At 70.1% G+C, this 19439-nt stretch carries 20 protein-coding genes and 5 pseudogenes; 11 read left to right on the forward strand and 14 right to left on the reverse strand.

What is annotated here, in order from left to right; genetic code table 11:
- The first annotated feature begins 188 nt into the window (after positions 1–188).
- A complete protein-coding gene (locus ACIOHC_RS30235; RefSeq protein ID WP_351073772.1) occupies positions 189–689 on the forward strand; it encodes a DUF5949 family protein in 501 nt (166 codons plus the stop codon).
- A gap of 168 nt (positions 690–857) precedes the next feature.
- On the opposite strand, the gene ACIOHC_RS30240 is transcribed toward ACIOHC_RS30235, so the two are convergent.
- The 6 genes from ACIOHC_RS30240 to ACIOHC_RS30265 all read right to left on the reverse strand — a co-directional run bounded on the left by ACIOHC_RS30240 (position 858) and on the right by ACIOHC_RS30265 (position 3961).
- Positions 858–1268: a rodlin gene (locus tag ACIOHC_RS30240; RefSeq protein WP_401844765.1), complete on the reverse strand. Its 411-nt coding sequence runs from the start codon at positions 1266–1268 to the stop codon at positions 858–860.
- 119 nt (positions 1269–1387) lie between these two features.
- Entirely contained in the window at positions 1388–1588 is a 201-nt protein-coding gene (locus tag ACIOHC_RS30245) for a hypothetical protein (RefSeq protein ID WP_351073775.1), read from the reverse strand.
- 314 nt (positions 1589–1902) lie between these two features.
- Positions 1903–2313: a rodlin gene (locus tag ACIOHC_RS30250; RefSeq protein WP_351073776.1), complete on the reverse strand. Its 411-nt coding sequence runs from the start codon at positions 2311–2313 to the stop codon at positions 1903–1905.
- A 184-nt stretch (positions 2314–2497) separates the two neighbouring features.
- Positions 2498–2788 (reverse strand): hypothetical protein, encoded by a 291-nt coding sequence (locus ACIOHC_RS30255; protein WP_351073777.1) that lies wholly within the window; start codon positions 2786–2788, stop codon positions 2498–2500.
- A 243-nt stretch (positions 2789–3031) separates the two neighbouring features.
- Complete coding sequence (locus tag ACIOHC_RS30260) at positions 3032–3265, reverse strand: chaplin (protein ID WP_351073779.1); 234 nt, start codon at positions 3263–3265, stop codon at positions 3032–3034.
- 294 nt (positions 3266–3559) lie between these two features.
- Positions 3560–3961, reverse strand: coding sequence for a rodlin (locus tag ACIOHC_RS30265; RefSeq protein ID WP_351073781.1), 402 nt, complete (start codon positions 3959–3961; stop codon positions 3560–3562).
- Between the two features lie 437 nt (positions 3962–4398).
- Between ACIOHC_RS30265 and ACIOHC_RS30270 the strand changes: the two genes are divergently transcribed.
- A complete protein-coding gene (locus tag ACIOHC_RS30270) occupies positions 4399–5235 on the forward strand; it encodes a chaplin (RefSeq protein ID WP_389636370.1) in 837 nt (278 codons plus the stop codon).
- A gap of 117 nt (positions 5236–5352) precedes the next feature.
- On the opposite strand, the pseudogene ACIOHC_RS30275 reads toward ACIOHC_RS30270, so the two are convergent.
- The 3 genes and pseudogenes from ACIOHC_RS30275 to ACIOHC_RS30285 form a co-directional block, all read right to left on the reverse strand.
- Positions 5353–5616: pseudogene (locus ACIOHC_RS30275) on the reverse strand (dihydrodipicolinate synthase family protein); the annotation flags it as partial.
- A pseudogene (locus ACIOHC_RS30280) lies at positions 5600–6265 on the reverse strand (ABC transporter permease); the annotation flags it as partial. The pseudogenes ACIOHC_RS30280 and ACIOHC_RS30275, both read right to left, overlap by 17 nt.
- 1 nt (position 6266) lies before the next feature.
- Entirely contained in the window at positions 6267–7625 is a 1359-nt protein-coding gene (locus ACIOHC_RS30285; protein WP_351073893.1) for an ABC transporter substrate-binding protein, read from the reverse strand.
- A 403-nt stretch (positions 7626–8028) separates the two neighbouring features.
- Here ACIOHC_RS30285 and ACIOHC_RS30290 point away from each other — a divergent pair, with 403 nt between their 5' ends.
- From ACIOHC_RS30290 to ACIOHC_RS30310, 5 genes and pseudogenes are all read left to right on the forward strand, one after another.
- Complete coding sequence (locus tag ACIOHC_RS30290) at positions 8029–8760, forward strand: FadR/GntR family transcriptional regulator (RefSeq protein ID WP_351073785.1); 732 nt, start codon at positions 8029–8031, stop codon at positions 8758–8760.
- 186 nt (positions 8761–8946) lie between these two features.
- Positions 8947–9960 (forward strand): acetylxylan esterase, encoded by a 1014-nt coding sequence (locus tag ACIOHC_RS30295; RefSeq protein ID WP_389636368.1) that lies wholly within the window; start codon positions 8947–8949, stop codon positions 9958–9960.
- A 174-nt stretch (positions 9961–10134) separates the two neighbouring features.
- Positions 10135–10467, forward strand: coding sequence for a LamG domain-containing protein (locus ACIOHC_RS30300; protein WP_365691833.1), 333 nt, complete (start codon positions 10135–10137; stop codon positions 10465–10467).
- Positions 10464–10940, forward strand: coding sequence for an SGNH/GDSL hydrolase family protein (locus ACIOHC_RS30305; RefSeq protein ID WP_365691830.1), 477 nt, complete (start codon positions 10464–10466; stop codon positions 10938–10940). The genes ACIOHC_RS30300 and ACIOHC_RS30305 overlap by 4 nt, the downstream gene beginning before the upstream one ends.
- 118 nt (positions 10941–11058) lie before the next feature.
- Positions 11059–11975, forward strand: a pseudogene (locus ACIOHC_RS30310) (NEW3 domain-containing protein).
- A gap of 60 nt (positions 11976–12035) precedes the next feature.
- Here ACIOHC_RS30310 and ACIOHC_RS30315 read toward each other — a convergent pair.
- Positions 12036–12728 carry an ABC transporter ATP-binding protein gene (locus ACIOHC_RS30315; protein WP_351073791.1) on the reverse strand — a complete coding sequence of 231 codons (693 nt, stop codon included), beginning with the start codon at positions 12726–12728 and terminating at the stop codon, positions 12036–12038.
- Positions 12725–13846, reverse strand: a complete 1122-nt coding sequence (locus ACIOHC_RS30320; protein WP_401844771.1) for an ABC transporter permease — start codon at positions 13844–13846, stop codon at positions 12725–12727. Before ACIOHC_RS30320 ends, ACIOHC_RS30315 begins: the two co-directional genes overlap by 4 nt.
- Positions 13847–13957: 111 nt before the next feature.
- Between ACIOHC_RS30320 and ACIOHC_RS30325 the strand changes: the two genes are divergently transcribed.
- A complete protein-coding gene (locus ACIOHC_RS30325; RefSeq protein ID WP_365691826.1) occupies positions 13958–14548 on the forward strand; it encodes a helix-turn-helix domain-containing protein in 591 nt (196 codons plus the stop codon).
- A gap of 155 nt (positions 14549–14703) precedes the next feature.
- Here ACIOHC_RS30325 and ACIOHC_RS30330 read toward each other — a convergent pair whose 3' ends face one another.
- Positions 14704–15402 (reverse strand): FadR/GntR family transcriptional regulator, encoded by a 699-nt coding sequence (locus ACIOHC_RS30330; RefSeq protein ID WP_351073797.1) that lies wholly within the window; start codon positions 15400–15402, stop codon positions 14704–14706.
- 153 nt (positions 15403–15555) lie between these two features.
- On the opposite strand from ACIOHC_RS30330, the gene ACIOHC_RS30335 reads away from it, so the two are divergent.
- From ACIOHC_RS30335 to ACIOHC_RS30345, 3 genes and pseudogenes are all read left to right on the forward strand, one after another.
- Positions 15556–16515 carry a dihydrodipicolinate synthase family protein gene (locus ACIOHC_RS30335; protein ID WP_401844774.1) on the forward strand — a complete coding sequence of 320 codons (960 nt, stop codon included), beginning with the start codon at positions 15556–15558 and terminating at the stop codon, positions 16513–16515.
- The gene (locus ACIOHC_RS30340) at positions 16512–16868 is read left to right on the forward strand and encodes an ROK family protein (RefSeq protein WP_401844776.1); all 357 of its coding nucleotides are present in this window, start codon (positions 16512–16514) and stop codon (positions 16866–16868) included. Before ACIOHC_RS30335 ends, ACIOHC_RS30340 begins: the two co-directional genes overlap by 4 nt.
- Positions 16853–17569, forward strand: a pseudogene (locus ACIOHC_RS30345) (MFS transporter); the annotation flags it as partial. The gene ACIOHC_RS30340 and the pseudogene ACIOHC_RS30345, both read left to right, overlap by 16 nt.
- Before the next feature lie 171 nt (positions 17570–17740).
- On the opposite strand, the gene ACIOHC_RS30350 reads toward ACIOHC_RS30345, so the two are convergent.
- Positions 17741–18970: an acetyl-CoA C-acetyltransferase gene (locus ACIOHC_RS30350; RefSeq protein ID WP_351073801.1), complete on the reverse strand. Its 1230-nt coding sequence runs from the start codon at positions 18968–18970 to the stop codon at positions 17741–17743.
- 89 nt (positions 18971–19059) lie between these two features.
- A pseudogene (locus ACIOHC_RS30355) lies at positions 19060–19278 on the reverse strand (LysR substrate-binding domain-containing protein); the annotation flags it as partial.
- Positions 19279–19439: the final 161 nt, after the last annotated feature.

A 19439-nucleotide genomic window follows, 5' to 3' on the forward strand; every position in this document is an offset into this window, starting at 1 on the left:
CGCCGTCCGGAACGCGTCACACCTTAGCCCCCGGCCCACAGGTGACGTCAACACATTTGATTCACGGCGCTCTCAGGCTGCGACGAGGAGAGCACCTCGACCGCACTTCTCCGAGATATCCGTAGATCTCCCTCGATCAGGTGATACACATGCACAACGACCGGTCCCAGGCCGTTAGGGTGCCGAGCATGACCTCACCCCAGACCGCCACCGGCACGTTCACACAAGCCCGGTTGGGCACGATCGCACTGATCGGGTGGAGCGGCCGACACCCCGACGGCGGCCCCGATGCCGCCTTCCTTCTCGTCTACTCGCTCGGCGACGGGACGGACGGCCCGGCCGCCGGTGAGGCTGCCATGCGCGTGGCCCTGGACCGCAGCGGACTGCCGGTCGGCGCCGGTCCGGTGTACGCGGCCGAGACCCCCGGCCTTCCGGTGAAGCTGCTCGTCCAGGCCGGCCAGGCGGTCCTGACGCTGCCTCACTTCACCGCCCAGTACCCCGTGCCGCCCGAATGGCTGGCCGCGGCCGAGGAACGGGGCGAGGTGAACGCGATGTTCGCCACGCGTCCCTGGCCAAAGGGCGCGCCCGGCCGGCCGGTCAGTGAGGAACTGCTGCGGTCGTTCGCAGCCGACGAAGAGGTCGTCATGACCTCCGCGCACTGCGTCCTCCCGGTGCGCAGCCTGGGCTGATCCGCCACCGCACACGGCGATGCCCACCGCCCCCCGTGGAGCGGTGGGCATCGCCGTGTGCGGGCCCCGGGCACTGCGCCCCGGACACCACGCGGCCGTGCCGCCGCACACCGGCGTGCCGGTGATCACGGAGGGCGTCCGCCCGCGATCACCGCACTGGACCGGATGTCAGTTGTTGCCGGTCCCGTTGCCCGAGAGCACCGGGATGTCGTCGACGAGGTGCGACAGCGCCTCGTCGCCCTTGGCCTGGGTGGAGTTGTCGGCGCACTGCTGGTTCTGCGGCGAGTGGAGGACGTTGACGTCCTGGACCGCGACCGGCACGAGCAGACCGACCGGAGAACCGGCGTTGGCCTTGAGCGGAACGCCGACGCAGGCCTTGTTCAGCGAGCCCTGGACGAGCTGGACCTGCGGGCTGCCGCCGCCGCGGGTCACACTGTTGCCGAACGAGTCCACGGCGTCGTTGCCGTTGACCGACGTGGTGCCCTCGTCGTTGCCGACCGCCATGGCCGCGGGGGCCACGGCGGCGGACAGGCCCACCAGGGACACGGCCACCGCCGCCCCGGCCATCGTCTTCTTCATCACGCTTCACCTTTCGGAGCGTCCCGTTGTGGAACGTACTGATCAACCCACCACCGAAGCGCGAGTGCCGCAGTGCCACCCAAATGGGTTCGGTCCGGCGTGAGTTCGGCACCCCCTTCTCACCCGTCGACGGTTTCGTCGGAGGTACGGGCGGCGGGGACACGGCTCCCCGCACAGGGGAGGTCCGACCGTGCTGAAGGGCTCTGCTCCGGGCCGCCGTGGGCCGCCTGCCATTCGGCGAGCAGTCGGTCGTAGATGGGTGTGGCGTCCTGTGCGGGCCGTTGCCGGCCGCGGGGCCGCTGGCTGTCGTACTCGTCCATGCAGGGCCCCTACCCGGTGTGACGGGTGACGCCCGCCATCACTACGGCAACCGGCCCAGTCCGCCCGCCCCTTCGAGGGGCCGACGGCATCCCGGACGCACGGCGTGGGGCCGGCGCATCCGAGCCGCCGAAGAACGGCTGCCTCGTGGATGTGCCGACCCCACGGGTGTATCACGCCCCGCGGGCAGGCAGGCTCGAAGCCGCGCGTCGCGCCGTTCTCGGCAGGTCCGAGCAATCAGCGCCGAGCGGCCGGAGCCTCACGGTCCCAGGGCCTCTCGTTCGGATCATGCCGGACTCGATCCGAACGAACGACCCTAGTTGTTGCCGGTGCCGTTGCCGGACAGGATCGGAATGTCGCTCAGGATGTGCGACAGGGCCTCGTCACCCTTCGCCTGGGTGGAGTTCTCCGTGCACTGCTGGTTCTGCGGCGAGGCCAGGACGTTGATGTCCTGGACCGAGACCGGAACGGCACCGAGGACCGAACCGACGTTGGCCTTGGCCGGCAGGGCGACGCAGGGCTTGTTGAGCGAGCCCTGGATGAGGGCGAACTGCGGGCTCCAGTCACCGTGGGTGGCGGAGTTGCCGTACGACTGGACGGCTTCGTTGCCGTTGACCGATGTCGTACCACCGTCGTTGCCGACGGCCATGGCCTGCGGGGCGATCGCGGCGGAGACACCGACGACCGAAGCAGCGACGACTGCCGAGGCCATAATCTTCTTGATCACGAAATAGCCCTTCTGGTTCTTCTCTCGCTCGCCTGTCCGGAGCGCACTGATCAACTCACGGCGAGAGGAACGGTTGTGCCAATTCACTCGAACGATTCTTCTGCCGGCGGACGGTTCGCCGAATGTCCGGCGCCGGAGCAATACCGATGCCCCGGACGAGCCGGGAACACCGTGGCGCGACGGATCAACCGCCGAGCGGCAGACCGCCCATCAGCGGGGCCGCCCCCTTGGCCGCAGCGGTGGCCTGGCCGGTCAGCTTGGTGACGCCGCCGTTCTCCTGCATCGCGTCGGCGGCGCCGCCGACCGGGTCGACGACCGGGTCGACAGCCTGCGGCGCACTTTCCACCACCTGGTTGATGCCGCCGTTGAGGCTGAAACCGGGGGCCGTGGCGGCGGTAACGGCGAAGGCGGGAACAGCCGTTCCGAGAGCGACCACGGAACCGGCAACGAACGCAGCGGACTTCGCGTACTTCACTTTCAGGATCCCTTCTGCAGCGGCATTCGTTTCGGTCGCTTCTCCACGCCGCACCAGCCTTCTTTAGCTGTGACTTCTGCCGCTTTCATCTTGGGTAACGATGCGGTTGCGACACGGCAACTGGACGGGATCGCATTTTCTCGGCCACCACTCGAACGATCGCCGGAAACGGGGAAGGCCCCGGATCGCATCGGATGCGTGCCGGGGCCTTCCGGTCGAGCGTTCGGCGCGACCGACCAGAGATCAGCTGTTGGCGCAGGTGCTGCCGAACGCGGGGTTGAGCAGGCCGATGACGTCGACCGTGTTCCCGCAGACGTTCAGCGGAATGTGGACCGGGACCTGGACGGTGTTTCCGGACAGAACGCCCGGGGAGTTGGTGGCACTGCCATCGGCACCGGAGTCGGCGAATGCGGGCGCGGCGGCACCCATCGCCATCAGGGTTCCGGCGGCGATGGCGGCAACCTTGGTGTACTTCACTTTGATCCCTTTCTTTGACGGAGTCCGGAGCGGCCACGTCTTTCGTGCCGCACGAGCGCGGTCCTGATCACTCGTAGCTCCGCCGCTGCAATTCGTAACGATTTAAGACCGTAGGCGAAACGCTCCGAGAAGAAATTTCTCGAAAAATCGCCCGAATGACGTAACATCGATCGATCGCCGCCGTGGATGAGTTCATCGGAGAATCCGATACGTCCATAGCGGGAAACGACAGCAGCGGGCCCGGGCCGCGCAGAGGAGGAACGTCGGCGACCCGGGCCTGTCACTGCGGCTGGATCAACTGTTGCCGACACCGTTGCCGGAGAGCACCGGGATGCCGCTCAGAATGTGCGAGAACGGTTCGTCACCCTTGGCCTGGGTGGAGTTCTCCGTGCACTGCTGGTTCTGCGGCGAGGCCAGCACGTTGGCGTCCTGGACCGCGACCGGCACCAGGCCGACGAGCGAACCGGCGTTGACCTTGGCCGGCAGGCCGACGCAGGGCTTGTTCAGGCTGCCCTGGACCAGGCCGAACTGCGGGCTTGCGTCACCGTGCGTCTCGGCGTTGCCGAAGGACTGCGAGGCTCCGTTGCCATTGACCGAGGTCGTACCGCCGTCGTCACCGATCGCCATGGCCTGCGTCGCGCCCAGACCGAGGACGGAGGCGGCCACCGCACTCGTAGCCAGAACCTTCTTGATCACGATTAACCCTTCTCGTACTGGATACCCCGTAGCACCGGAGCCCCCTGCCCAACTCGTGACCGGATGTTTGGTTCTCTCCTTTCACTCGAATGCCGAGATCGCACGGACAACAGTACGAATGGGTGTCCCAGCTACCGCCCGAGCATGCGTGTGCCGAAATATTGTGATGGCGTCAACGACTCGCTCAAGCATGTCGAGTCGGGCACCTGAAATACGGGGACCCGTAATCGGAGTGAACACCTGTGCGTAATCCGTCCGAGTGATCACAAGACTTCCACGAATTACGCGTTTCTTCGACACCACCTCCTCGTTATGGGTGTCATCAGGCGTGTGGCTTGGGAGCCCTCGGGGTGATGTCCCCGGTATGAGCCCCATTGTCCGGTGAATGAAGCGCGAGCGATCCGCTCGCGCGAGGTGTCCCTAAGAAAGGGCAATCAATGCGAAAAGCCTTGAGTAAGAGCGTGCTGGTGATGGCTGCGGCGTCAGGCATTCTGACCACGGCCGGCGGATACGCGTTCGCGGACGCCTCCGCCGATGGCGCCGCCGTCGGTTCGCCAGGCGTCGGCTCGGGCAACGCCGTGCAGGTGCCGGTGCACGTTCCGGTCAATGTGTGCGGCAACACGGTGAATGTGATCGGGCTGCTCAACCCCGCGTTCGGCAACAAGTGCGGGAACGGGTCCGGTAGCGGGAACGGCGGTCAGGGCCAGGGGGCGAGCGCCGAAGGCGCCGCGACCCAATCTCCCGGTGTGCTGTCCGGCAACCTCGCCCAGGTTCCCGTGGACGTGCCGGTCAATGCGTGCGGCAACTCCGTCGATGTCGTCGGAGTGCTGAACCCTGCCGTCGGCAACGAGTGCACGAACGAGAGCGGGCCGGGCACCGAGCCGCCGGTGGTCACGCCCCCGGTCACACCTCCGGTCGTGACACCCCCGGTCACTCCCCCCGTGGTCACGCCTCCGGTCACTCCCCCCGTGGTCACGCCTCCGGTCACTCCCCCGGTCGTGACGCCTCCGGTCACGCCTCCGGTCGTGACGCCCCCGGTCACGCCTCCGGTCGTGACGCCCCCGGTGGTCACGCCGCCGGTCACGCCCGTCACCGATGAAGCGCGGCCTGGCAATGACCCCACGGCGACCTCCGGGGGCGGGGTCACCACCGCGCAGCTGGCGCACACGGGTGCCGACACCAACCTGGGCCTGGCCGGCGGGGCGAGCGCCGCGATGGTGCTCGGCGGAGCCCTGCTGCTCCGTCGCACCCGCGCCCGCGCCACGCGGAACTAAGGCACACGAGCCCGGCGTGATCCGGCCGAGAGGCCCTGGGTAGCGGGCGGGAACAGACAGGTGCGTGGGTACAGCCGGGGCTGTACCCACGCACCCTTGTGCGTTCTTCGGAACCTGTCAGGCCCGGGAGAGCCCCGCGCGGTCCGGACAGGCGGCGATCGTGGCGGTCTCGGCCACGTCCAGTGGACGCATCGGCGGGCTCATCACGTGGGTGGCGATGATTCCGCGCAGCATGAGGGCCGTCTTGAACGCGCCGAGGCCTGCGGCGGTGGCCGAGGCCGTGCCGGGACGGGCCGCGCGGACGACGCCGAAGAGCGCGACGAGGCGGTCCTGCTCCGCCGCGGCAGCGGCCCAGTCGCCCCGTACCGCGGCCTCGTGGAGACAGGCCGGCCTCGAAGATGATCGCCTCGGCGACCATGACGGTCGCGAACACCATGACCGGGGCCATGCAGTTGACGGCGACGTGGCGGAGCACGATGTGGCCGCGTCGGGCACCGATGACCTTCTCGGCGGCGACGTAGTCCTCGCCGTACTGGGACAGCACGTTGGCGCGGACCACGCGGGCCAACGAGGAGGTGCAGACGAAGGCGATGGTGAAGATGATCACCGGGATGCTGGTGCCGAAGACCGCGACGAGGACGGCGGCCAGCGCGATCGGCGGGAACGACATCACCACGTCGAACGTGCGCATCACGGACTCGTCGCCGAGTCTGCGCGAGGTGGCGGCGATCGAGCCGAGCAGGGCGCAGGCGGTCGCGCCGAGGCCCATGATCAGCGAGTAGCGCGAGCCGTGCACGACCCGGGCGAAGACGTCCCGGCCGGCCCGGTCGGTGCCGAACCAGTGGGCTGCGTCGGGGGCCTGGACCGGGGTACCGGTGGTCAGTGGGTCCTGGGTGAACAGCGGGGCGAGGACGGCGCCGAGGACGACGACGATCAGTACACCGAGGGCGATGCGGGAGGTGACCGGGAGGGCGCGGAACGCGATGCCCGGTCGGGACAGTTTGTTGGCCAGACGGCCGGTGGCGAACATGTCACACCGTCCTGATGCGCGGGTTGACCAGCAGATAAAGCAGGTCGACGATGACGTTGACCATCAGGAAGGCGATGGCGATGGTCAGTACGGTGCCCTGGACCAGGGCGACGTCGCCTCCGGTGACACCTTCGAGGATGAGTTTGCCCATGCCGGGCAGGTCGAAGATCGCTTCGATGACGACCGCGCCGCTGAGCATGTATCCGACCTTGATGCCGAGCACGGTCAGCGGGGTGACGAGTGCGTTGCGCAGCACCGAGCGGATCACCAGCAGCGGCGGGAGGCCGTTGCCGCGGGCGGTCCGGACGTAGTCGCGGTCGAGTTCGGCGACCATCGAGGTCCGTACGAGTCGGGCGAGGGAGGCGGAGACCGGGAGTGCGAGCGAGATCGCGGGCAGCGCCATGGTGGTGAGCCAGCCGCTGACCGAGTCGGCGGGGCTGGTGTATCCACCGGTCGGGAAGATCCGGGTGTTGAGTGCGAACTGCTGGATGAGCGGCACACCGAGCCAGAACGACGGGATGGCGACCCCGGCCATGGAGAGCACCCGGAACAGCTGGTCGGGCCAGCGGTCCTGGTCGGGATGGGTGGCGGGGACGTATCCGGTGGCCGGGGCGGCATTGCCGGCCATGGCGGTGGAGATGATCTTCTCCGTGTCCAGGGCGTGGTGCAGCGCCTGGCGCACGCGCTTGTCGGCGAACCGCTTGTCGGCGGTGTTGAACATCAGGAAGAGCAGGCCGAAGGACTGCACGGACTCGGTCTTCGAGGAGCCTGCGAGGCGCTTGACGTCGATGTAGGGGACGTCCTCGATGGCCTGGACCCGTCCGGACTCCATGGCGCTGACCCGCGCCGACTGGTCCGACATCAGGCGCCAGATCATCTTCTTGGCCTTGGCCTGGTGGGGGCCGTTGTACTTGTCGTACGCCTCGAAGACGATCTTGTCCTCTCGGGTCGCCTCGACGAACCTGTACGGCCCCGAACCGACCGGCTTGGCGTCGAAGGCCTTGGGATCGGGCTCGACGATCTTCTTCGGGACGATCCGGGCCACGGCTATGCGGGACGGGAAGAGCGCGAAAGGGTACTTGAGCTTGAACTCGACGGTACCGGCGTCGACGGCCTTCACCGTGTCGATGAAGGGCACGAACTGCGCCATCAGCGAGGCGTTCTTCGGGTCCAGGATGCGTTCGAAGCTGAACACCACGTCGTCGGCCGTGACGGCCGACCCGTCATGGAAGGTCGCGCCCTTGCGGAGTGTGGCCCGGTAGGTGGTGGCGTTGATCTTCTTCGGCATCTCGGTGGCGAGCGCGGGACGGGCCACGAGCGTTGCGGGATCGAGATCCACGAGGCCTTCGAAGATGTGCATATTGGCGGCGTACGGAGTCGCGCCCGAGGTGATCTTCGGGTCGAAGCCGGTCGACAGGGGGTACGAGAGACCGGCCTCGATGAGGCCGTTGCCACTGCCCTGGCCCGCCGTGCCGTCGGCGGTCGATGACGGTCCGCCACAGGCGGAAAGGCTCGCCGTGATGGCGGCTGCCGCACCGACGACGCTGGTGCAACGCAGGAAGGTGCGGTGCTCGACACCGGCTGGTCTCAGCTCGGGCACGGGTCCTCCAGGAACGTGGAACGTAGGGGTGGGAACAGGCGTGGGAACGCGGGGATCACGAAGACCAGGAAGCTAAGGCATCAGACGTCAGATGTCTGATGCCTTGATAGCGTGGGAACGTGGCTTGACAATCGAGAGGGGTCAAGAGGTGGGGAGTTCACATATGTCCGGTACGAGGACCGGCCGGCAGCTGCTTCGGCAGGAAGTCGTCGAGGGCATCAAGCGCTACATCCTTGAGAAGCGACTCCGCCCCGGAGATCCGCTGCCTACCGAGCCGGCCCTGTGCGAGGCCCTCGGCGCGAGCCGTTCCAGCGTCCGTGAAGCGGTCAAGATCCTCAACGCACTGGACATCGTGGAGGTACGGCACGGGCACGGCACCTACGTGGGCAGGCTGAGCCTGTCCGCGCTGGTGGAGAGCCTGACCTTCCGTGGCCTGCTCTCCCCCGACGACGACTTCCAGGTGATGGCCGACCTCGTCGACGTGCGCGAGCTCTTCGAGCGCGGGATGGCCGACCGGATCGTCTCGCTGCTCAGCCCGGAGCAGCTCGACGCGCTGGACGCACTGGTCGCCACCATGCGCGAGACCGGCGCGCAGGACGGGCACGGCTTCGTGGCGGCGGACCGGGCCTTCCACGCCCTGCTCGTCGCCCCGCTCGGCAATGACCTCATCGGCCAGCTCTCGATGGCGTTCTGGGACGTGTACACGATCGTCGCGCCCCACCTCGACGGATTCACGCACGCCGACGAGACGGCGACGATCGCGGCGCACCAGAACATCGTGGACGCCGCGCGGGCCGGGGACATCGGCGGCTTCCTCAAGGCGCTGGGCGAGCACTACGCCCCGGTCAGACGCCGGATCTCGGAAGCCCGCGCCCGCGACAACACCTCCGGCTGACCCGACCGCCGCTCCTCCCGGAGCGATGCAGCTCCAGGGCCCCACCGGGGCGGATCCGGGCGGGGTGGGGCCCTTGACGGCCGCCGCGAGGGCTGCCTAGGGTCCGTGTGCCGATAGGACATCTGACGTCTTCTGTCTCGATGTCCAGCGTTCAGCACCGCGGTCGCACCCCAGGAGGGCACCTCCATGCCGTTGACGGACCTCTCACTCGCCGACTGCCTCGATCACCGGCCCGAACTGCCTGTTCCCGCCGGTTTCGACGCCTTCTGGTCGAGCACCCTGGGCGCGACACCCGCGGTCGACGGAACCGGTCCGGCGGGAAAGCCGGTGTTCTCACCCGTCGACACCGGGCTCGACCGGATCCGTACGTACGATGTGACATTGCCCGGCTTCGCCGGGCGACCGGTCCATGGCTGGCTGCACCTGCCCGCCGGATCCACCGGGCCGCTCGGCTGCATCGTCGAGTTCCTCGGCTACGGTCGCGGACGCGGCTTCGCCCACGAGAATCTGCTCTGGGTGTCCGCCGGATACGCGCATCTGATCATGGACACCCGCGGTCAGGGCTGGTCGGCCGCGTCCGGCTCCACCGCCGACACGGACGCCGGCGCCGCAGGCACCGTACCCGGCTTCGTCACCCGCGGCATCGAGAGCCCCGAAACGTACTACTACCGGCGGGTGTTCACCGACGCGGTGCGTTGCGTCGAGGCGATGCGCACCCACCCCGAGGTCGATCCCGACCGGATCGTCGTCACCGGGGTCAGCCAGGGCGGCGGCATCGCCCTGGCCGTGTCGGGTCTTGTGCCGGGGCTGGCCGGAGTGATGCCGGATGTGCCGTTCCTCTGCGACTTCCGGCGGGCCGCGGAGATTTCGGGCCGGTCGCCGTACACCGAGATCGCCGAGTATCCGAAGCTCCACCGCGACCGCGCCGGGACGGTGTTCACCACCCTGGCGCATTTCGATGCCGCACTGCTCGCCACCCGTGCCACCGCTCCCGCCCTGTTCTCGATCGCGATGATGGACGAGATCTGCCCGCCTTCCACCTGCTTCACCGCCTACAACCACTACGCGGGACCGAAGGACGTCCGGGTCTACGAGTTCAACGGGCACGAGGGCGGCGCGGCACATCACCAGCGGGAGCAACCGGCCTGGGTGCGCGCTCTGTTCGCGGGCCCGCCGTCGGGGCGGGTCCGTCATTCCTGACCGGAGGTTCTTCCGTGCGCAGACGATCCATGCTTCTCACCACCGGGGCGGCGGCCCTGGGCACCCAGCTCGGCAGCAGCGCCTTCGCCGCCGCGCGCAGCGGCCCGCTCCTGGACCACGACACTCCGGTGGACCTGGACGGCAGCGGGTACGTCGACCTGTCGGACCGGCTCGGTGCACTCGCCCCGCTCACCACCGGGAACCATCGTCGCCACCTTCCGCACCACCAGCCACAACGAGGCGATGACATTGCTCAGCGCCTCCGACCCGACCGCCCCCTCTTCCAACATCACGCTCAACCTGTCCGGCGGTGCCCTGCAGTTCTCCGTGCGCGACCAGGGCGCCGCACTCATCAATGTCATGACCAGGACACGGTACGACGACGGTCTGCGCCACACCGTCGCCGTCACCGTCGACGCCTCGGGCACCCGGCTCCACGCCGGCGGGCGCACGGTGTTCGAGACGTCCTGGCACTCCTTCTTCGGCCATGCCTCCGGGCCGGCGTGAGCGGCGGCACCAGTGCCGAACTCGTCGCCCGGCTCGGGGAACAGGTCACCGCGTTCTCCCCGAAGGTCGTCTCCATCATGATCGGTACGAATGACATCGCGACGGCCGGCCTCGGCCCGGAGGTCTACCGGGCGAACCTCGTCTCGCTGGTGCGCTCGGTGCGCACACTGCCCGGCGGACCCTTTCCGGTGCTCCAGCCGCCGAACCCGGTCGATCCGGCGAAGTGGCCCGGCAGGGTGGGACTTCCGCAGTACGCGCAGGTCATGGGCGAGGTCGCGGCGCAGGAGAGCGTCGTGTTCGTCGACCACTACACCGACTGGCTGAGCAACAACGGCGGGCAGGTCCCGCTCTCCCCGCTCAACGACGGCCTCCACCCCAACGAGCGGGGCCACCACCGTCTCGCCCTGAAAATGATCAAAGATCTGCGGGTCTTCGACGTCGGCAGCCGGGTCTGCTCGCTGCGCATCCCGTAGCGCGGCACCGGCTGTTCCCCGCGCCCCGCCCGGCGGGCCCCTCCCCGCCTCGCGGGGCGTTCCACCGAGTCTCCGCCCTTCCGAGAAGCACCACTCCTTCCGAGAAGCGAGATCGTCCATGCAGCGGAACGTCTCCGTCGCCCTGCTCAGCGCCGCCATGCTGGTGGCCCCCGCGGCCGGCACCGCCCACGGCGCAGTGCCCGCCCCCGGTGCACTGACCTCCCAGGACCTGACCGTCGACCGGGTGGGCTCGCCCCACTACCGCATCCCGGCGCTCACCACCTCGACGAAGGGCACGGTCCTCGCGGCCTTCGACGCCCGCCCCACCCTCGGCGACCTGCCGAGCAACATCTCCGTCGTGCTGCGCCGCAGCACCGACGGCGGTGCGACCTGGCAGCCGCAGCAGGTGGTCCGCAAGGATGCCGCCCCCCAGGGCTACGGCGACCCGAGCCTGCTCGTCGACCGCACCACCGGCCGGATCTTCCTCTTCTACGCGGCCTCGGTGAACCAGGGCTTCTTCGGCGCGGGCACCGGCAACGACGAGAACGACCCGAACATCATCCAGGCCGACTACAACTACTCCGACGACGACGGGCTGACGTGGACCCATCGCCGAATCACCAAGCAGATCAAGAACCCTGCCTGGGCGGGCATGTCCGCGGCCTCCGGCAGCGCGCCGACTACACGCACATCACCTACGCCTCGTTCGATCTGAAGTGGCTGGGCGGCACCTGCGCGGACATCACGATCACCCGGCCCACGCCCCTGAAGGCGGGCACGGACGCGACGGTGACGGTCCGTCTCGTCAACCGGATGGACGTGCGGCGCGGGGCGGGCACCGTCGATCTGACCGTGCCGTCCGGCTGGACGGCGAAGCAGACGACCGTGCCCGCCCTGAACCCGGGCCAGGGCGCGAACATCAAGGTTCCGGTCACCGTGGCGGCCGGAGCCTCGGGCAGCGCCGCCCTCACCGCGACCTACCGCACGGGCGGGCTCCAGGCGTCAGCCGGCGCAACGGCGACCGTGCCCCCGTAACGGCCTGGTGCACGATGGAGAGTGCTCCAGGCCGTAAGGCCCGAAGCGCCCTTCGGGTGTTCAGCGCACGGACCGTGCGGACGCCGCCGCGGCGGCGGTCAGCTCGGCCATGTCCACGACCCGGTCGGCGGCGCCCGCCACGGCCGGGTCGTGCGTGGCCACGACCGTGACGCAGTGATCCTGCCGGGTGCGTTCGGCGAGCAGTTCGGCCAGCTCGCCGGCCTGCGAGCGGTCGACAGCCGCGGTCGGTTCGTCGACCAGCAGCAGTTTCGGGGAGAGGAAGAGCGCACGGGCCAGTGCGACGCGCTGGCGTTCGCCGCCGGAGAGCTGTTCGGGACGGTGGCGCAGTCGATGGCCGAGGCCCACCCCGGTCAACGCCTCTTCGGCGCGCGAGCGGTGTGCGCGGGGCCGTTCGCCATTGATGTGGGCGGCGGCCAGGAGCTGTTCGACGGCGGCCAGGCCGGAGAGCAGATTGCCGCTCTGGAACATGTAGCCGACGCGCTCCCGGCGCACCTTGGCACGCTGGGCGTCGGAGAGCACGGCGAGGTCCTCACCGTCCAGCAGGACCTGCCCGGCGGTGGGCCGCAGCAGGGCGCCCCCGACGGCGAGCAGCGTGGACTTGCCGGAGCCCGACGGGCCGACGAGGGCGGTCATGCGGCCCGGCTCGAAGGTGGCGTCGAGGCCGTCGAAGACGGTCGTACGGGCATCGGCACGGCCGAACGCGACGGTGACGCCGCTCAGTTCGAGGCTCATCGGTTGGCTCCCAGCATGGTCAGCGGGTCGGCTCTCGTGACCCGGCGCAGGGTCAGGGCGGTGCCCGCGAGGCCGACGGCCGCGACGGTGCACATGGTGGCGGCGAGGGTGGCGGCGGGCAGGCTGAACGGCACCTGTTCACCGACCAGCAGCCCGACCGCTCCGGCCAGTACGGCGCCCGCGGCGGTGCCGAGGACGACGACGAGGGCCGCCTGGAGCACGGTGTGGGCGAGCAGCCGTCGGCGCGAGGCGCCCAGCGCACGCAGCAGGGCGAGTTCGGGCTGGCGCTGCACGGTCCATACGGCGAAGAAGGCGCCGACCACCAGGGGTGCGATCAGGTGGAGGAAGACCTGGATCGAGTTCATGGTGACGCGTTCACCGGTGTAGCCGGGCGCGGCCTCGTACGCCTTCTCCTTGGTGAGCGTGGTGGTGGAATGCCGCGCGTCGAGTTCGGCGGTCGGGGCCTTGGCCGGAGTACGCAGGGCCAGGGCGCTGAACTGGTCGGGGATCGCGACGGCGGACGAGGCCGGCGCACCCGGAGTGCTGAAGCGGATGCGCTGCCAGGTCTTCAACGGCACGTAGGCGACGGCCACATGGCCGTAGCTGGAGCGTTCGGTCGCTCCGACGACGTGCAGCCTGATGCCGAGCCGGTCGATGACCAGGGTGTCTCCGACGCGTACGCCCTCGTCGGCGAGCTTGGCGGACATCACGAGGCTGTCCGCCGCCGCGTGCGCGAGGCCCTGGCCCCGGGTGACGGAGGGGCTGAGGAAGGAGTCGGGCTCGACTCCGAAGGCGGCGAGATCGACCTCGGTGCCCCGGTTCGTCGTACCGCGGGCGATGGAGACGCCCAGCGGGGTCGCGTCGGTGTTCGCGTCCTTGCGCCAGGCGGCGGCCGTCCTTTCGTCGAGGAGGCTGCGGGCGAACTGGTCGGACCGGGCGTCGGAGGAGAACACCAGCTGCGAGACCGGAAGCCGGCGCAGCGCGGAGATGGTGTCGTCGCCGAGGCCGGTGGTGAAGCCGGAGACGATGCCCACGAGTGCGGCGACCAGCACCACGACGGACCCCATGAGCAGAAAGCGCCCTCGGGCGGCGCGCAGCTCCAGCAGAGCGAGGAACACAGCGGTTCCCTTCGATGGACGTCAGGGACGATGTGTCGCCAACATAGATGATGGGGACGCGGCGTCGCCAAGTGGGGGTCGACAGGGCGCCGGGGCTTCTAGACTGGGCCCGTGCCCAGGATCAGAGCCGCCACGGTCGTCGAGCACCACGCCCAGCAGCGGCTGGCCCTGGTGCGGGCGGCGCGCGAACTGCTGGAGGGCGGCGACGCCGAGAACGTGACCTTCACGGCGGTCGCCAGGGCCACCGGCCTGGCCCGCAACAGCCTGTACAAGTACTTCCCCGGCCGCCCCGAGCTGCTCGCGGCCGTCGTGGAGGACGCGATGCCGCGCTGGACGGACGCCATCCGGGCCGGAATGTCGGCGGCCGGTACGCCCGAGGAGAAGATCGCCGCCTATGTGTCGTCCCAGCTGGAGCTGGTGCGCAGCGGTGAACACCGGATCGCCCAGGCGCTGGCCGGGGTCCGGGACGCGACGGTGGTGCGGGAGAGCGCGGTGCGGGCCCACCGGGAGCTGCTCACCCCGCTGATCGACGCGCTCACCGACCTGGGCGAGGAGGATCCACGGCGCACGGCGCTGCTGCTGCAGGGGATCGTCAACGCCGCCACGACGGCGATCGAGTCGGGCGACGACCATGCGGCGGTGACGGAGCGGGCGGTACGGATGGCGGTCACCGCGATCACGGGGGCCGGCGCGCGGCGGTGACGGGGGCGACCTCGGGTCGCCCCCTCACCGGCCACCCCCACCGGACCGATGCCGGTTCCAGGAGGCCGGCGCCCGACGGCCGGGCGGTCCAGGGCGTGACGACGTCCGGCCACCGGACTTCCGCGGGTCCTGGGCGACCGGCCCCGGGTCACCCGTTACCGGTCGGCCACCGGCTCCAGCCGGGTGCGGATGCCGTCGAAGTGGGTGCGCATGGCACGCACCGCGCGTTCTCCGTCGGCCGCCGCGACCGCCGCGACGATCTCCCGGTGCTGCGCACAGGTGGTGGCAGGGTCCTGATGGCCGTCGTCGAGGTCTTCGCGGACCCGGTCCATGGCCGCCCAGAAGGCGTCCAGCACCTCACTGAGCAGATGGTTGTCGAGCGAGGCGTAGAGCGCGAGATGGAAGGCGCGGTCGGTGTCGCGCGCCACCCGGCCGCCGTCGCGCGCCTCCTCCTCCATCCGCGCGACCAGGCCACGCAGCACTTCGAGGTCCTCGTCGGGGACACCGGCCGAGACGGACCCGATCAGGCCCGCCTCCAGGGCCTCCCGCACCTTCATCAGCTCGTGGAGGCCCGGTTCGCCCTGCCGGTGACGCACGGCCGCACGGAAGGCGAGCCCCTCGGCGAAGGGTGACAGGGAGAGCGAGCCGACGAAGGTGCCGGTGCCTCGGCGGATCTCCACGACGTTGACGGCCTGGAGCGCCTTGAGGGCTTCCCGCACCGACACCCGCCCGACGCCGAAGAGTCCCATCAGCTCCGCCTCGGTGGGCAGGGCGTCGCCGGGGGCGAGTCTGCGCTCCAGGATCAGTTCCTTGAGCCGGCGCTCCATGTCCTGAGCCATGGTGGGGCGGACCACAACGTCCTCCTGAGGTGCGATTGCCCCTTGACCGGTCGCGGGAGCATCTGTTTAAGGTGAGGCCAGACATAGGACATCTTACGTCTCATGTCTCGATCCTGTAGCCGCTCCGGGCCACGGATCGGCGTTTCCACCGAGCTGGAGAGCCCTCACATGCCTCTGACCGCACCGCTGCACGGCGTCGTCCCGCCGGTCTGCACCCCGCTCGACTCCCGGGGGGAGGTCGACACCTCGTCCCTCGCCCGGCTCGTCGAGCATCTCGTCGCCGGTGGGGTGCACGGGCTGTTCGCGCTCGGCTCCACCAGCGAGGTCGCCTACCTCACCGATGAGCAGCGCGCCACGGCACTGGAGACCGTGGTCGACGTGGCCGACGGCCGCGTTCCGGTGCTCGCCGGTGTCATCGACACCACCACCGCGCGCGTCGTCGAGCACGCCAGGTCCGCCGCGGAACTGGGCGCGGACGCCCTGGTCGCGACCGCACCGTTCTACACCCGCACCTATGGCAAGGAGATCGCCCAGCACTTCCGGCGGCTGCGCGCGGCGGTCGATCTGCCGCTGTTCGCGTACGACATCCCGGTCGCCGTGCACAGCAAGCTCTCCGCCGCGCTCGTGCGCGAGCTCGCCGAGGACGGCACGCTGGCCGGCCTGAAGGACAGCAGCGGCGACGAGGGCGGACTGCGCCGGCTGCTCGTCGAACTGGGCGGACGGGGCGGGCGCAAGGAGGGCCCGGCGCCGCGATTCAGTGTGCTCACCGGCTCCGAGCTCACCGTGGACGCCGCCCTGCTGGCCGGGGTCGACGGTGTCGTACCGGGCATCGGCAACGTCGATCCGGCCGGCTACGTGCGGCTGTACGACGCCGCACGGGCCGGGAACTGGGCACTCGCCGCGAAGGAGCAGGAGCGGCTCGTCGAGCTGTTCGGCATGGTCGACGTCGGGCCGGAGGCGGACATGGGCCGCAGTTCCTCGGCGCTCGGCTCGTTCAAGGCGGCGCTCCACCTGCTCGGCATCATCGAGTGCGGCGACACCGCCTTCCCCCAGATCCGGCTGAGCGCCGAGTCGGTCGGCCTGGTCGCCCAGCGCCTGCGCGCCGCCGGTCTGCCGCCGGTCCGATGAGTTCCGCCACCTCGCCCGGCGGCACCGGCGCCCCCGTGATCGGCCTCGACCTGGGCGGCACGAAGATCGCCGCCGCGCTCTTCGGCGCGGACGGCGCGGTGCTGGCCCGGCACACCAGGCCCACCCCGGCCCTGGAGGGCGCGACCGCCGTACTGGACGCGCTCGCCGGGGCCGCCGCCACCGTCGATCCCGGGCGGCTGGCAACGGCGCTCGGGATCGCGGCGGCCGGGGTCGTCGATCCCCGTACCGCCGTGATCACCAGCGCCACCGATTCCATCCGCGGCTGGGCGGGCACCGCGCTGGGCGCCGGCCTCGCGGACCGTACCGGGCTCCCGGTGGCGGTGCCGGAATGATTCCGGTGCTCTCGGTGGTCGCCGGACTCGCGCTCGCCGCGTTCGCCGTACAGCTCGGCGGCAAACGGGGCTGGGTGCTGTATCTGTCGATGATCGTGACGCTGTTCTTCGCGTTCCTGTACTCGTGGCCGATCCAGGCGCTGCTGCCCACGTATCCGAAGACCGAACTCGGCTACACCACCGGCCAGGTCACCGATGTGCTGTACTTCGCGGGCTTCGGCACCATGGTCGGCTGCTGGACCGCGGGCTTCCTGGGCGACCGGATCGGTGCGAAGAAGGCGTACGCGCTGACGCTGCTGGCCTCGCTGGCCTTCGTCTGTCCGGTCTTCGCCGTTCACGACGATCTGCTGCTGCTCGGCATCCTGCTCTTCCTGCTCCAGGCGACCAGTTTCGGCATCTCCGGACTGCTGCCCCGGTACATCGGCGGGCACTTCCCGACCGCGAGCCGGGGCGCCGCGCTCGGCTTCACTTACAACGTGGGAGCACTGGGTGGTGCCGTGGCCCCGGTCCTGGGCGCGCACCTGGCGTCCGGGATGGATCCGGGACAGGCGCTGGCCGTGCTCACGTTCGCCGGCACGGTGATCGTGGTGCTGCTGGTCGGGTTCGATGTGCCGGCCCGGCTCAACCAGCTGACCGACCCGGAGGCGGAGAGGGACCACCTCGCGGCACCGGTGGAAGCAGAGCGGGGCGCGTACGCCCGGACCGACGTCGGCCGAGGCACACCGTGCCCCTCGCCGCGGACGCCGGACGCACCCCCGCCGCAGCCCTCAGGCATGGAAGTGCGTCAACGACTCCACCACTCACCGCGGCTTCGCGGACACTGAATCGCGGCCGCAGTGGGACGCCATGCGTCCCTCTGCGGACGGCCCACCTCAGGCGGCGATGCGTTCGAAGACCGCGGCAAGGCCCTGCCCGCCGCCGATGCACATGGTCTCCAGGCCGTAACGGGCCTCGCGGCGATGCAGTTCACGGGTGAGCGTGGCGAGGATGCGGGCGCCGGTGGCACCGACCGGATGGCCGAGGGAGACGCCGGAGCCGTTGACGTTGATGCGCTGCTCGTGGTCGATGTCACCGAGACCCAACTCACGGGTACAGGCGATCACTTGGGCGGCGAATGCCTCGTTGAGCTCGATCAGGTCGAGGTCGGCGAGGGTGAGTCCGGCACGGTCGAGGGCGGCTCGGGCCGCCGGGACGGGACCGATGCCCATGGTCGCGGCGGGTACCCCGGCGCGGGCGAAGGAGACCAGTCGGACCAGCGGGTCGAGGCCGAGCCGTTCGGCGGTGGCCGCGCTGGTCACCAGGCAGGCGGCGGCCGCGTCGTTCTGCCCGCTGGCGTTGCCCGCGGTGACGGTCGCCCCGGGGTCGGACTTCGCCATGATCGGGCGCAGCGCGGCGAGTTGCTCGGCGGTGGTGTCGGGGCGGGGATGCTCGTCCGCGGTCACGAGCGTCTCGCCCTTGCGGGTCCGTACGGTGACGGGGACGGTCTCCGCGTCGTACCACCCCTCCGCGGCGGCCCGGCCGGCGCGCTGTTGCGAGCGCAGCGCGAGCGCGTCCTGGTCGGCGCGGCTGATGCCGTAGGCGCGGCGGACGTTCTCGGCGGTCTCGATCATCCCGCCGGGCACGGGGTGGTTGACGCCGCCCGCGGTCACCCGGCCCCTGGCCAGCGCGTCGTGGAGCTGGAGGCCGGGGCCCTTGATGCCCCAGCGTCCTTCGTGCGTGTAGTACGGGGCGGCGCTCATCACGTCGACACCGCCCGCGATGACGACATCGCTGAAGCCCGCCCGGATCTGCATCGCGGCGTCGAGGACGGCCTGGAGGCCGGAGCCGCAACGGCGGTCGACCTGGGAGCCGGTGACGGTCTCGGGCAGCCCGGCGTCGAGGGCCGCGACCCGGCCGATGGCGGGGGCCTCGGCGGACGGGTAGGAGTGCCCGAGGACGACCTCGTCGACCGCCGCCGGGTCGATCCCGGTGCGGGCGACCACCTCGGCGATGACGCGAGCCGCGAGCGCGGCCGGGGTCTGCTGGGCGAACACTCCGCCGAAACGGCCGATGGGGGTGCGCAGCGGTTCACAGATGACGACATCGAGCTGCTGGTCGGGCACGGCGTGACCTTTCGGTGATGAGGGGCGTCTTCGCCCTTTCGATGACGTGTGGCGCATGTCGCCGACCCTCGCACCCGGCGACCGAGTCGGTCCGATATCCGGTACGTCACTCCCGGCCGGGTCGCCGGCCGCCGGACGAACCCCAGGTCGAGCGAGCCGTCCGCGACCCGGTCGAGCGCGACGTCGGCGTCTGTCCGCCCCTTCATGACCCGTTCGAGGGCGGGGTGGGCGGCGCGTACGGCCCGGGTGAGGAGCGGCAGGGTCTCGTGGCTGGAGGCGTCCGCGAAGCCGATGGTGACCCGCCCGAAGCGCAGTTCCTCCGCCACGGCGACGAACGCGGACGGATGACGCAATTCCATGTCCGCCCCTTCGGTCACCGGCCCCACCGATGGGTTTCATTGATCAGACGTCTTGATCGGACCCTAATTCGATATCGGACGGCGATCAATGGCCGCTGACACGGTGCCGC

Origin of the sequence: Streptomyces sp. NPDC088252, from assembly GCF_044740965.1 — a bacterium.
GTDB lineage: Bacteria > Actinomycetota > Actinomycetes > Streptomycetales > Streptomycetaceae > Streptomyces.

Coding starts and splice junctions, on each gene's coding strand:
- ACIOHC_RS30235 (WP_351073772.1), top strand. CDS start 189: ATGACCTCACCCCAGACCGCCACCGGCACGTTCACACAAGCCCGGTTG.
- ACIOHC_RS30240 (WP_401844765.1), bottom strand. CDS start 1,268: ATGAAGAAGACGATGGCCGGGGCGGCGGTGGCCGTGTCCCTGGTGGGC.
- ACIOHC_RS30245 (WP_351073775.1), bottom strand. CDS start 1,588: ATGGACGAGTACGACAGCCAGCGGCCCCGCGGCCGGCAACGGCCCGCA.
- ACIOHC_RS30270 (WP_389636370.1), top strand. CDS start 4,399: ATGCGAAAAGCCTTGAGTAAGAGCGTGCTGGTGATGGCTGCGGCGTCA.
- ACIOHC_RS30285 (WP_351073893.1), bottom strand. CDS start 7,625: ATGCACATCTTCGAAGGCCTCGTGGATCTCGATCCCGCAACGCTCGTG.
- ACIOHC_RS30290 (WP_351073785.1), top strand. CDS start 8,029: ATGTCCGGTACGAGGACCGGCCGGCAGCTGCTTCGGCAGGAAGTCGTC.
- ACIOHC_RS30295 (WP_389636368.1), top strand. CDS start 8,947: ATGCCGTTGACGGACCTCTCACTCGCCGACTGCCTCGATCACCGGCCC.
- ACIOHC_RS30315 (WP_351073791.1), bottom strand. CDS start 12,728: ATGAGCCTCGAACTGAGCGGCGTCACCGTCGCGTTCGGCCGTGCCGAT.
- ACIOHC_RS30335 (WP_401844774.1), top strand. CDS start 15,556: ATGCCTCTGACCGCACCGCTGCACGGCGTCGTCCCGCCGGTCTGCACC.
- ACIOHC_RS30340 (WP_401844776.1), top strand. CDS start 16,512: ATGAGTTCCGCCACCTCGCCCGGCGGCACCGGCGCCCCCGTGATCGGC.